At 65.3% G+C, this 12408-nt stretch carries 10 protein-coding genes; 3 read left to right on the top strand and 7 right to left on the bottom strand.

Annotation, left to right across the window (positions count from 1 at the left end):
• Positions 1-20 precede the first annotated feature (20 nt).
• Positions 21-587, top strand: a complete 567-nt coding sequence (locus tag F7D01_RS08300; RefSeq protein WP_230279203.1) for a GntR family transcriptional regulator — start codon at positions 21-23, stop codon at positions 585-587.
• 14 nt (positions 588-601) lie between these two features.
• Here F7D01_RS08300 and F7D01_RS08305 read toward each other — a convergent pair whose 3' ends face one another.
• Together F7D01_RS08305 and F7D01_RS08310 are read right to left on the bottom strand one after the other, a co-directional pair.
• Complete coding sequence (locus F7D01_RS08305) at positions 602-1816, bottom strand: site-specific integrase (protein WP_160661909.1); 1215 nt, start codon at positions 1814-1816, stop codon at positions 602-604.
• Between the two features lie 126 nt (positions 1817-1942).
• Entirely contained in the window at positions 1943-2659 is a 717-nt protein-coding gene (locus tag F7D01_RS08310; RefSeq protein WP_215227158.1) for a tRNA (guanosine(46)-N(7))-methyltransferase TrmB, read from the bottom strand.
• Between the two features lie 119 nt (positions 2660-2778).
• Between F7D01_RS08310 and F7D01_RS08315 the strand changes: the two genes are divergently transcribed.
• Positions 2779-4737 (top strand): M1 family metallopeptidase, encoded by a 1959-nt coding sequence (locus tag F7D01_RS08315; protein WP_215227159.1) that lies wholly within the window; start codon positions 2779-2781, stop codon positions 4735-4737.
• A gap of 1 nt (position 4738) precedes the next feature.
• On the opposite strand, the gene F7D01_RS08320 is transcribed toward F7D01_RS08315, so the two are convergent.
• The 5 genes from F7D01_RS08320 to secB form a co-directional block, all read right to left on the bottom strand.
• Positions 4739-7063: a GH92 family glycosyl hydrolase gene (locus F7D01_RS08320; protein ID WP_215227160.1), complete on the bottom strand. Its 2325-nt coding sequence runs from the start codon at positions 7061-7063 to the stop codon at positions 4739-4741.
• Positions 7064-7335: 272 nt separating this feature from the next.
• Positions 7336-8013 (bottom strand): DUF4136 domain-containing protein, encoded by a 678-nt coding sequence (locus tag F7D01_RS08325; protein WP_215227161.1) that lies wholly within the window; start codon positions 8011-8013, stop codon positions 7336-7338.
• A gap of 175 nt (positions 8014-8188) precedes the next feature.
• Complete coding sequence (gene trpS, locus F7D01_RS08330; RefSeq protein WP_215227162.1) at positions 8189-9220, bottom strand: tryptophan--tRNA ligase; 1032 nt, start codon at positions 9218-9220, stop codon at positions 8189-8191.
• Between the two features lie 3 nt (positions 9221-9223).
• A complete protein-coding gene (gene murJ, locus F7D01_RS08335) occupies positions 9224-10807 on the bottom strand; it encodes a murein biosynthesis integral membrane protein MurJ (protein ID WP_215227163.1) in 1584 nt (527 codons plus the stop codon).
• 79 nt (positions 10808-10886) lie between these two features.
• On the bottom strand, positions 10887-11426 hold the full coding sequence (gene secB, locus F7D01_RS08340; protein WP_215227164.1) for a protein-export chaperone SecB: 540 nt from the start codon (positions 11424-11426) through the stop codon (positions 10887-10889).
• Positions 11427-11701: 275 nt separating this feature from the next.
• On the opposite strand from secB, the gene F7D01_RS08345 reads away from it, so the two are divergent.
• Complete coding sequence (locus F7D01_RS08345; protein ID WP_215227165.1) at positions 11702-12352, top strand: Tim44/TimA family putative adaptor protein; 651 nt, start codon at positions 11702-11704, stop codon at positions 12350-12352.
• The last annotated feature ends 56 nt before the right edge of the window (positions 12353-12408 follow it).

Raw genomic sequence — 12408 nt, forward strand, 5'->3', positions numbered from 1 at the left:
TCGAGCCTACGTACAGGCGGTTGAAAGATGCATTGCTGGAAGGGCGCTTCCGGGCCGGTACGAAGCTTGAGGCGATGCGACTCGCTGACGATTTCGGAGTGAGCATGACGCCGGTAAGAGACAGCCTGAACCAGCTTGTCGGTGAAGGGCTGGTCGACCTCACGCCCGGCGAAGGATTTCGCGTACCGCTGCTTACCGAACAGGCCTTGCGCGACATTCTGCAAGTCAACGCCCTGCTTTTGGAGCAGGCTCCCGACAACGATCACAAATCACTGACAATCAACGAAGGATCAAACGACACGCGAGGTGCTTATGCCGACCGATTGGCGCGCGCCTTCAGAGACATCGCGGCAAGCTCAGGCAATCGGTTTCGCGTACATTTGGTCGAACGCATTAGCGACAGACTCCATCCGCTACGTGAACTCGAGCCGGTGATTTGGCCTGGCGCGCCGCATGCCCTTGAGCAAATTGAGCGAAAAGCGCAGCAAGGGTTCGATGGCTCAAACCGAGCGGTACGCGCATATCATCAACACATTGAGGATCTGGTACCCGCTCTTGTCGGACGTTTGAACCAGCAGACGCCCTAGCCCTCGCCAATATTTTAGGTCGTCTCCCCACTCTCGGACAGAACCGTCGCGAGGTGGTCATTCCAGGCATCGAGCGCCTGGCGCTTTTCGTCCTTCCAGTCGTGGCGCTGGTAGATGCCGGCGACTCCGGCGCGAGATCCGCCCACATGGTTGAGAACGGCTTCGGTGACTTCAAACCGAACGCCAAGCCGCTGGAAGTTCGTTGCGAGGGTTCGTCGTAGATCATGAAGGCGCCAGGCTTCGAGCGGCTCTTCGCAACGTTCCTCGATCAGGCTGTCGAGCTTCACCTTCCCTTTGGCGTATCCCGTAAAGCCCGCCCCGCTAGCTGTCGCGAAAACACGGCCCTTACGCGGCCACCTCTCGCCGCGAGCCTCCCGGTCGAGCTCGGCGATTGCAAGATCGTTGAGGGGAATGGAGTTAGGTTCTCCGTTCTTGGTTCGAGATCCGGGCAGGGTCCATAATCTTTCGCTGCGACTGAGCTCCTGCCAGTGCATCCCGGAGACTTCTTCACGGCGCTGTCCGGTTACGATCAGAAGCCTGACAATTGGACCAAAGCAGCGATGACATTCCGGCGCCGCATTCCAGATATGGCGGAGTTCGCCATCCTTGAGCCAGCGCTCTCGTGGCTTGACCGGAGGCGGCGTTTCCATGCCCTCCATCGGATTGCGATCGATATCTCCGCGACTGACGGCCCAGCGAAACAGGCGGCGCATAACGGCAAAGACATTTCGCCGGTTTGCCACCTGCTTGGGCGGCATCTGATCGAGAACCGAAACGACGTCGATCTTCGTAATCGCTGGCAGCGCCTTCATTCCGAATGTGGGCTTGAGGTAGAGGCGAATGGATCGCTCCACGAGGCGACGCCATCCCTCGCGTTTGCAGGAGCGAGTGAAGAGGTCAGCGTAATTCGAGAAGGCGAGGTCGACAGCTTCCCGGCGGCGCTGCTTTTCCGCATCAACCGGATCAATGCCCTGCGCAACAATCACCAACAATCGCTCAGCTTCCAAGCGTGCAGTAGTCGGTGTCCAAGGCGATCCATGTGATCCGATCGTGAAACGACGGGTCTTCGCTTCTCGTCCGCCCATTCGGAACTGGATTATGTAACTGATTGATCCAGCAGTTGTAATCTTGACGCCAAAGCCCTTGAGATCGGTGTCCCAAAGATAGTTTTCCTTTGGTCCAACCGGGAGCGAATCGACCGCGCGCTTGCTGATTTTTCCTGTTGCCATGCGATACCTCGTGGCCTTTTCTGGCAATCACCGGGTAATCACGCAAGCGGAAAAAGGGGCGAATTGGAGGCAATTCTGGCGTAAGTGTTTTGCGCTAAGTCGTTGTTTTTACAACATCAGCGTAGTCTAGCGTCGCCTGAATCGAAAGTACCACACCTCGTGCTCGAAGACATTGCGCGCTTTCGCTTCGTAGCGGGTTTCGGGCCAGCCGCCGGGGCGGCGCTGCCAGCTCTTCGGCCCTTCGACCAGCCATTCGAACTCATCGGTGAAGCGGCGCATCACCATCAGCGCGTGGCGCAGGTAGATGGCGTGGTCGGTGCCGAAGCGGAATTCGCCGCCCGGCTTCAGCTTGTCGGCGATCATTCGCACCGGCCCGTCGTTCATCATCCGCCGCTTCGCATGGCGCGCCTTGGGCCACGGGTCGGGATGGAGCAGATAAACGAAGCTGAGCGATCCGTCCGGAATGCGATCGAGCACCTGCAGCGCGTCGCCCATATGCAGGCGCACATTGCGCAGCGGCCCGTTGCCCTCTGGCCCGTCGCGCACATGGGTCAGCGCCTGCGCCACCCCGTTGACGAAGGGCTCCGCGCCGATGAAGCCGTGATCGGGCAGCATGTCGGCGCGGTATGCCAGATGCTCGCCCCCGCCGATGCCGATCTCGAAATGCAGCGGCGCCGCTTGGCCGAACAGCCGCTCCGCCGTCACTTCGCCGTCCTCTGGCACCGCAACCTGCGGCAGCAATTTGTCGAGCAGGTCCTGCTGGCTCGCGCGCAGCGCCTTGCCTTTCGAGCGGCCGTACAGGCGGTTGAGCGTCGTGGGATCGCCGGGTTTGTTCGCGGTCATGGGCGTCGCCGCTAGAACGCGGGACCGCGTGTTGTCTAGGCTCGCCGAGCATTGACCGTTGCGGGCGGCCCATGCAGTGCTCGCACGTTCGCTCTCCAGCAGAAAGGCCCGCGCGCCCCATGGCAGTTTTATCCCTCCGCCCGTTTCTGTCCGCGCTCACGCTGGTATGCGTCGCCACGCCCGCGGCGGCGCAGTACGATCCGCAGGCCGCCTTCGCGCCGTTCGAGAAGGATTTGCCGGTCACGGTCTATCATGCGTCGGACGGGACGCCCGGCCCGCAATACTGGCAGAACCGCGCCGATTACACGATCAATGCCACGCTCCACCCCGATGCGACCGCGCCCACGCTGACGGGCGAGGAGGTGATAACCTACACCAACAACAGCCCGGGACCGCTCGATTCGCTGTGGCTGCAGCTCGACCAGAACATCTACAAGGACCGCAGCCGGGCCGTGTTCGCGGGCGGCGGGGCGTCGCGCGGTCAGACAGATGGCATGGTGCTCGACCGGGTCGAGGTGGAGCGGGACGGTCGCACGGTCGCGGCGAAATATCTGGTCGACGATACGCGGTTACAGATCATGCTGCCCGAAAGCCTCGCCGGCGATGGCGGCACGATCCGCGTCCGCATCGCGTGGCACTTCACCATTCCGGGCGAGTGGGGCGGCCGGATGGGCTGGGGCCAGGTGAAGGGCGGGACGATGTACGACCTTGCCCAATGGTATCCGCGCATGGCGGTCTACGACGATGTGCGCGGATGGGATACCGCGCCCTTCATCGGGCAGGAATTCTACCTCGAATACGGCGATTTCGACTATTCCGTCACCGTGCCCGCCAGCATGATCGTCGCCGGGACGGGCGAACTGGTGAATCCGGGCGAGGTGCTGACGAAGCGCCAGCAGGAGCGGCTGGCACAGGCGCGCACCAGCGACGCGACGGTGATGATCCGCACGCCCGCCGAAGTGGGCGATCCGGCGAGCCGGCCCCAGCGGGGCGGCGATCTGACCTGGCATTTCCGCATGGCGAACACGCGCGACGTCGCTTTCTCCGCCTCGCCCGACTACGCGTGGGACGCGGCGCGGATCAACCTGCCGGGCGGCAACTCGGCGCTCGCAATGTCGGTCTATCCGCCGCAGGCTGCCGGGGCCGACGGCTGGGCGCGCTCGACCGAATATCTGAAGGACACGATCGAGAACTTCTCGCGCCGGTGGTATCCCTATCCCTGGCCTACCGCAGTCAATGTCGGTGGCGCGCAGAGCGGGATGGAATATCCGGGGCTCGCCTTCGACGGGGCGGACACGCCCGACACCATGCTGTTCTGGCTGACCGCGCACGAGCTGGGCCATTCGTGGTTCCCGATGATCGTCGGCTCGGACGAGCGGCGCCACGCGTGGATGGACGAAGGGCTCAACACCTTCATCGACGTCTACGAGTCGGAGGATTTCAACGATGGCGAATTTGCGCCCAAGCGCGACGGCGAATACGCGCCCGGCGGAGGCAATCCGGTGGACGAGATCCTGCCACTGCTGCAGGATGCCGACGCGCCGCCGATCCTCGCGCGAACCGACACGATCGTCGAGAAATACCGCCACCCGCTGACCTACTTCAAGACCGCGCTGGGGCTGGTCCTGCTGCGCGAGGAGATTCTGGGGCCCGAACGGTTCGATCCGGCCTTCCGCCGCTATATCGATGCCTGGGCGTACAAGCATCCCAAGCCGGCGGACTTCTTCCGCGCGATGGAAAGCGGGGCGGGGGAGGACCTGTCCTATTTCTGGCGCGGCTGGTTTGCCCACAACTGGTCGCTCGATCTGGGTGTGGACGCGATCGAGGCGGGAACGGACGGGATGACGAAGATTACGGTCGGCAGCCACGATCGGCTGGTCATGCCCGCGACGCTGCGGGTCTCCTACGCCGACGGCAGTCAGGAGGACATTCGCCTGCCCGCCGATAGCTGGATCCGGAACAGCGCCACCGCAGTTACGATCCCGGCAGGCAAGACGGTCGTCAGCGCGACGATCGACCCCGACCACAAGCTGCCCGACGCGAACCGCGCCAACGACACGGCTGCCGTGGGCGGCTGACCTAGCGCGCAGCCGACATCGAATAGGGGCGCGCAGACTTCGCGTGGCCCCAGTCCCTGTTCGGCAGCGCCTGCATGGTGAAGCGCAGCGTGCCCCCGGCGCGGATCTCGTCGTCGCCGATCCAGCTGCGGGTCAGCGGCTCGCCGTTGAGCTCGACCGCGCCGACATAGGGGTGATCGTCCGACAGCCCTATGGTCTCCACCGTGAAGCGTTTGCCGTTCGGCAGGGTGATCGCGGCACGATCCACGAACGGGCGGCCGATCGCGTACTGGTTCGATCCCGGCGTAACGGGGTAGAAGCCGAGCGCGGTGAACATCAGCCACGACGACATCTGGCCGAGGTCGTCATTGCCCGACAGGCCGTCGGGGCTCGGCTTGTACTGGCTGTCGACGATCTGCTTCAGCCGTCCTTGCGTTTTCCAAGGCGCACCGGCGAAGTCGTAGAGATAGGCGACATGGTGGCTCGGCTCGTTGCCGTGGATGTACTGCCCGATCAGCCCGGCGATGTCCTCGGCATGGCTGTAGTCGATCCCTGAATTGTCGAAGTCGAACATCGCGTCGAGCTTTGCGATCGCCGCTGCGTCGCCGCCGAGCAGGTCGAACAGCCCGGCCTGGTCCTGCGGCACGAACCACGAATACTGCCACGCATTGCCCTCGGTATAATCCGAGCCGTAATTGATCGCGGTCGGATCGAAGGGGGTGCGGAAGCTGCCGTCCGCCTTGCGCGCGCGCAGCCAGCCGCTTTTCGCGTCGAAGCTGTTGCGCCAGTATCCGGCGCGCCGCTCGAACCGCTGCGCCACGTCGTCGCTGCCCATCGCCCGCGCCATGCGCGCGATGGTCCAGTCGTCATAGGCGTATTCGACCGTCTTGGATGCCGCTTCGGGCTCGCGGTCGATCGGCACGTAGCCAAGCTTCATGTAATCGCCCAAGCCACCATAGGGCGCGTAGGTCGCGCTCGCGACCATCGCATCGAGCGCCGCGTTCGCGTCGTAATCGCGCATGCCCTTCATATAGGCGTCGGCGATCACCGGCACGGCGTGATAGCCGATCATGGTCCACGTCTCGCGCCCCGCGAACTGCCACACGGGCAGGATGCCCCAGGGGCTCGCCTGCTGGCTCGCGATCAGCGAGCGGACGGTGTCGGTGGTGGTCTGTTCGGGCTGAACCAGCGTCAGCAGCGGATGCTCCGCGCGGAACGTATCCCACAGCGAGAAGGTGGAGCGCTGGGTATAGCCTTCGGCCCGATGCACCTGGTCGTCGGGCCCACGCCAGCGCCCGTCGGCATCGCTCCACACGCTGGGCGCGAGCAGCGCGTGGTAGAGCGCGGTGTAGAGATTGGTCCGCATCGGGCCGGGCGCTGCGATATCCACACGCCCCAGCGCCTCGCGCCACTTCGCCTCGGTCGCTGCGCGCGTGGTGTCGAAGCCCGCGCCTTCGGCCGCGAGGTTTGCCACCGCGCCGTTCTCGTCGACGCCCGACAAAGCGACCTGCACCTCCAGCGGGGCGTCGAGCTGGCCGAAATCGAGCCGCGCCTCCAGCGCCTTGCCCAGTTTCTCCGCCAGAGCCTCGCTGCCGCGGCCGGGACCTTGGAAGCCCTTGTATGGCACGTCCTCGTCGCGATCGAGGAAGGCGTGACCGGTCAGCGGGGCGGAGAAGCGCATGGCGAAATACAGCTTGCGCCCCGGTGCCCACCCGCGTGTTTCGCGAAAGCCGGTCAGTACCCCGTCGGGCCGCAGGTGCAGCCCCGACCACAGCACCTTGCCCGGATAGTCGTAGAGCGAGCTGCGCAGATCGAGCAGCAGGTGCGCCTCCTCGCCCGCCGGGAAGGTATAGCGGTGTACGCCGGTCCGTGTGCCCGCGGTCAGCTCCGCCCTTATGCCGCTATCGGCCAGTGTGACCGCGTAATAGCCGGGACTGGCGATCTCCGTGTCGTGGCTGAAACGCTGGCGGTAGCCCGCATCCGGATCGTCCGCGCTGCCGGGATCGAGCAGCACCGCGCCCACCTGTGGCATCATCAGCACATCGCCCAGATCGGAATGCCCCGCGCCCGAGAAATGGGTGTGGCTGAATCCCTGGATGGTCGGATCGTGGTAGGAATAGCCCGCCGCGTGGGCGTAGCAGTCGCGGACGGTGCAGGTCGCATCGGTATCGGGCGACAGCTGCACCATGCCGAAGGGGGCGGTGGCTCCGGGGAAGGTGTGTCCTTCGGGGCCGGTGCCGATCATCGGATCGACGAATTCCAACGGATCGGGCGCGGTGTCGGCCTGCGCGATCATTGGCTGCACGCATAGCGCCGCTGTCGCGGCGGCGAGAAGAGAGCGCTTCATGAATTGTGGTAAAGCAGAAACGGGCCGCCCGTGTCCATCGCGCCCCGCAAAGATCGCGCCCGTCTATCGACCTGTCGCCCCAGCCACGCCCGCGCTCCGGCGTTTGGGCTATCCATCTCCGTGGCGCGTCGGCGGCGGGAACATCCCTTCGCCGCCCCGCGGCGGCCAGCGTGGCAACGCTCCTCCTTCGTGTCTCGCCCCGAAAAAAGAAACCGCCCGGAACGCCATGGCCCCGGGCGGTTGTCATGTACCTAACGAGGCAGCGCGCTGTTCTAGCGGCGCCCGCCGTCCTCCGGCTTAACGGTGATGCGGACCGTCTCGCCCGAATCGCCGGGGAAGTCGGTGAACATCGCCTCGACCAGATTGGGCACCAGATATTGCAGGCGCTTGCTGGTCGAAACCGCTTCGGCGCGGCCTTCGAACAGTCGCTGCCCCGTCGCGCGATTGTCGATCTTCAGCTCGATGTCGCTGTTATAGACCGTGTAGCTGCGGATGTCGGGGCCGGGGGCGAGCCACGGATCGTAGAAACCGTAGCCCCAGCCTCCGTAGAAACGCCTGCGGTAATACGGAGAATAGCCGTACCACGGATCGTAGAACGGATCGTTCAGACCGGTGGAGCGGACCCGCTCGCGCCCATTATCGACGCCATAGTCGAACTGGACGATCAGGTTGGCCGTCTCGGGCGATGCGGCGCGCGTGTAGCCGAGCCGCTGCATCTCGTCCGCGACGTAGTTCGCATATTGCGAGAATTCGAGGCCGCCCTGCAGAGCGGGGTCTTCCGCCACGACGGCGAAGGTCTGGCCCTGCGGCGCCGGCAATTGCGTGCGGAACCGCGAGACGTCGGCGGAGAAGGGCGATGCGCACGCGGCCAGGCTGGCCAGCAGCAACGGCACCGATGCCGCCTTGAACAGGCGTCCTTTCGCCGGATGGAGAAGCGAGAATTTCGTCATTGTTTGCAACCCTTTCGTTGGTTCGGGATGCGAAGCGACTGCGGTTGACCCGCCACGGCGCAGACAAGCATGCCCTACGATGAGTCGTTGCCTATCATAGTCGGGCTGAACCCGGATTGAATAGTCCTATCGATATCAGATGCTTGGCGGAGCGCGCGGTTCCCGCCGCCACGCTCTAGCCGCGCACCAACCCCAGAGCGGTATAGGCCGCATCGAGGGTCGGTACCGCCCGCTCGCGCGCTTTCGCCGCGCCGCGCGCGAGGATCGCGTCGAGCGCCTCGCGATCCTGCATCAGCTCGCCGAAACGGCTGGAGATCGGGCGCAGCGTTTCGACCAGCAATTCGCCCAGCGCCGGCTTGAACGCGCCGAAGCCCTGCCCGCGATGGGTCGCGAGCACCGCATCGACCGGCTCGTCCGCCAGCGCGGCGTAGATGGTGACGAGGTTCAGCGCCTCCGCACGACCGTCCAGCCCCTCGCGCTCCGACGGCAGCGGCTCGGGATCGGTCTTCGCCTTCTTGACCTTCTTCATCACCTCGTCGGGATCGTCGGTCAGGTTGATCCGGCTCATGTCGCTGGGATCGGACTTGCTCATCTTCGCGGTCCCGTCGCGCAGCGACATGATCCGCGCGGCGACCGGCGGAATATAGGGCTCGGGTAGGGTGAACACCGGTGCTTCCTCCCCGTTTTCATCCTTCGGGGCGAAATCGTTGTTGAACTTCTGCGCGATGTCGCGCGCCAGCTCCAGATGCTGCTTCTGGTCCTCCCCCACAGGCACGTGCGTCGTCTGGTAGAGCAGGACGTCGGCCGCCTGCAGCACCGGATAGGCGAACAGCGCCACGCTGGCCCCTTCGCGGTTCTTGCCCGCCTTGTCCTTCCATTGGGTCATCCGGTTGAGCCAGCCCATCCGCGCGGTACCGTTGAGCAGCCATTGCAGCTCCGCATGCTGGGGCACCTGCGCCTGGTTGAACAGGACCGAGCGCGCCGGATCGATGCCGCAGGCGACCAGCGCCGCGGCCATTTCCAGCGTACCGCGCCGCAGTGTCTCCGGATCGTGCGGCATCGAGATCGCATGCAGATCGGCCAGGAAGAACAGCGCTTCGCTCCCTTCCGCAAGCGCGTCCTGCATCCGGACCCAGTTGCGGATCGCGCCGAGATAGTTGCCGAGGTGGAGATTGCCGGTCGGCTGGATGCCGGAAACGATACGCATGATCTATTCGGTGTCCTCTTGCGGGGGCGGGGGCGTTCGGCGGACCAGCGCCTTCACGTCACTTAGCCGGAAGGCGCCGGTCGCGAAACTGGCGGCGAGGTATACGATCCCCCCGCCCGCGACCAGCACGGCGAGCGCCGCCGCCCGCCACCCCATGGTCCCCGCCATGAACGGTGCCACCAATGGGCGAACCGCGAACAGCGCCGCCCCCATCACGACCGCTGCCAGCGCCAGCCGGGGCAGGCGGTGGAGCAATTGCCGGTCTGCGGCGAACTGGCCGCGACGGCGCAGGGTGAGGTACAGCAACGCGGTATTGACGCTGGCCGAGAAGGCGGTGGCGAGCGGCGGGCCGAGCACGCCGATGGTCGGGATCAGCGCCACGTTTCCGACGATGTTGAGCGCGATGGCGATCATCGCGAACCGCACCGGCGTCTTCGTGTCGGAACGTGCGTAGTAACCGGGCGTCAGGACCTTGATCAGGACATAGGCCGGCAGGCCGAGCGAGAAGGCCGCGAGCACGCCCGCCGTCGCGGCGGTATCGCTCGCGCTGAAGGCCCCGTACTGGAACAGCCCCCGAATGATCGGCTCCGCGATGGTCAGGAAAGCGACCGTCGCGGGCAGGGTCAGGAACAGGGCGAGCTCGATCCCACGGTTCTGGGTATGCATCGCCGTCTCGTCCTGCCCGTTGCTGAGCATGCGCGACAGCGTCGGCAGCAGGATGGTGCCCAGCCCGATGCCGATCAGGCCCAGCGGCAACTGGTTCAACCGGTCGGCGTAGTAGATGTAGCTGATCGCGCCGGGATCGAGCAGGCTGCCGGCCAGCGCGGTGGAGACCAGCAGGTTGATCTGCATGGCGCCCGATCCGGCGGCGGCGGGCAGGATCAGCTTGAACAGCCGTCGCATTTCGGGATCGATGCGGGGGCGGCGCAGCTTCAGGCGCAAGCCGATGCGGCGGCAGCCCCAGATCAGGAACAGCAGTTGGAGGGCACCGCCCGCCGTTACGGACAGGGCCTGCACCCAGGCGGTCTCGTAGGGGTTCTCGCCATGGAACAGCCCCAGCCCGGTGATCATCGCCACGTTGAGCAGGATCGGTGCGGCGGCGTTGACCCAGTAATGTTCCAGCGAGTTGAGAATTCCGCCCAGTAGCGAGACCAGCGAGATCATCAGCAGATAGGGTAGGGTGATCCGCGACAGCGTTACCGCATAGGCGAATTGCGCGGGCGTCGGATCGTTGAACCCGCCCGATAGCGCGTAGGTCACCGGCCAAGCGGCGATCATCATCGCCGCGGTGAAAACGATCAGGACCGGCAGCAGGATCGCCAGCGTCCGCTCCGCGAAATCCACCCCGGCGTGCCGTCCGCCGCCCTCCGCCACGCGGCGGTTGAACATCGGGATGAAGGCGGCGGAGAAGGCCCCTTCCGCAAACAGGGCGCGGAACATGTTGGGCAGACGGAAGGCGACGAGAAAGGCGTCCGACGCGAAGCCCGCGCCGACATAGCGCGCCTGCAGCGCGTCGCGCCCGAGCGCGAGCACCCGGCTGACGAGCGTCAGCCCGCCGACCGAGCCGAGCGACTTGACCAGATTCACCGGGACTCTCCGCCCACGATCCGCCGGTCAGCCGGGAGCATGCATGGCTCTCCCTCGCGCGGCCCGGCGGTGGCGGTCGTCAGTTCGCGTCCGCGCTGCCGGGCACGGACCCCATGCCTTCTTCCTGGCCCTTCTCGGCCAGGCGCTGCATGTAGAGGCCGTTGAAATCGATCGGATCGATCATCAGCGGCTGGAAGCCCAGGTCGCGCGTCGCGTCGGCGATGATGCGGCGGGCGAAGGGGAAGATCAGGCGCGGAGCCTCGGCATAAAGGAACATGTGTCCCTGATCGTCGGGCACGTTGCGCATGCCGACCAGCGCCGCGTAATGCAGCTCGATCAGGTAGATCTTGCCGCTCTCGCAGCTGGCATCGACCGTGATCTTCAGCTCGACCTCGTTGATCTCGTCGTTCACCGGGTTGGAGGCGATGTTGAACTGCAGGTCGATCTGCGGCTGGTCCTGCCACTGATAGCAGGCCGGCGCGTTCGGATTCTCGACCGACAGGTCCTTGATATACTGCGTCACGATGCCCGCGGCAGGGCCGTTGTCGGCGCCGTTGCCGTTGCTGCCAGCCGGGCCGTCCATGCCCAGATCGGTGAGAATGTCGCCTTCGTCGGCCATGTGCTGCTCTTCTTTCCTGTCGTGATGCGAAGTGGGGAGGGGCGACTGCGGATCGCCCGCCCCCTGCTATGGTTTCGGTATGGTCCGCGCGCCTAGCACCAAGGCCCGCTCCTCGCAATGCGGTGCGACGTGCCGCCCTTGCGCCCCGCGACCGCCCGCATTCGCGGTTCAGCCGTTGTCTATTTGATATTGTCCACCATTTGGGAGTAGAACCGTAATGAATCCCCGGGGCGCCCAGTCGCCCCGCCCGCGAAGCCACAGGTGACTGCCAAGCCGTGATTTACGAAATCGTCATCCTCGCCATGATCGCCGCCTTTCTCGGCCTCAGGCTCTATTCCGTCCTCGGTCGCCGGGCCGAGCACGAGGAAGAGCCGGTGCCGCACCGGTTCGAGTCGCCGCGTGCCCCCGATCCGCAGCATGAGAAGCAGCAGGTCCAGGCCGCGGCGGACGATCAGGTTCCGGCCAACGCGCTGCCGTTCGTGCAGGACGGCATTCGCGATATTGCCGCGGCGGACCGTTCCTTCGACATCACGCGCTTCGTCGACGGTGCTAAGGCGGCCTACGGCATGGTGCTGGAGGCGTTCTGGAAGGGCGACCGCGAGACGCTGCGCGAACTATGCGACGACGATGTCTATGCCAGCTTCGAAGGTGCGATCACCGCGCGTGAAGAAGCGGGCGAGGTCATGGAAAACCGCCTGATCCGGATCGAGGAGGCGACGATCCGCGACGCCGTGCTCGACGGGCGCACCGCGCGCATCACCGTGCGTTTCGTATCGGACATCGCCGCGGTTACGCGCGACAGCGAGGGCAATCTCGTGGCCGGCTCGCTCGACGATGCGATCGAAAGTCGCGACATCTGGACCTTCGCGCGCGATGTGAACGCCGCCGGGCCGCACTGGATACTCGACGAAACCGACGAAGGCTGAGGGGCCTTTCGCGTCTGCCGCTCCGGGCGGCGGCGCGACAACCGAAGGGGAGGGCA

This window comes from Erythrobacter sp. 3-20A1M (assembly GCF_018636735.1).
GTDB lineage: Bacteria > Pseudomonadota > Alphaproteobacteria > Sphingomonadales > Sphingomonadaceae > Alteriqipengyuania.

Bases quoted from the DNA above. Each gene is read 5' to 3' on its own strand.
- F7D01_RS08305 (WP_160661909.1), bottom strand. From the start codon at position 1,816: ATGGCAACAGGAAAAATCAGCAAGCGCGCGGTCGATTCGCTCCCGGTT.
- secB (WP_215227164.1), bottom strand. From the start codon at position 11,426: ATGGCCGACGAAGGCGACATTCTCACCGATCTGGGCATGGACGGCCCG.
- F7D01_RS08310 (WP_215227158.1), bottom strand. From the start codon at position 2,659: ATGACCGCGAACAAACCCGGCGATCCCACGACGCTCAACCGCCTGTAC.
- F7D01_RS08315 (WP_215227159.1), top strand. From the start codon at position 2,779: ATGGCAGTTTTATCCCTCCGCCCGTTTCTGTCCGCGCTCACGCTGGTA.
- trpS (WP_215227162.1), bottom strand. From the start codon at position 9,220: ATGCGTATCGTTTCCGGCATCCAGCCGACCGGCAATCTCCACCTCGGC.
- F7D01_RS08325 (WP_215227161.1), bottom strand. From the start codon at position 8,013: ATGACGAAATTCTCGCTTCTCCATCCGGCGAAAGGACGCCTGTTCAAG.
- F7D01_RS08320 (WP_215227160.1), bottom strand. From the start codon at position 7,063: ATGAAGCGCTCTCTTCTCGCCGCCGCGACAGCGGCGCTATGCGTGCAG.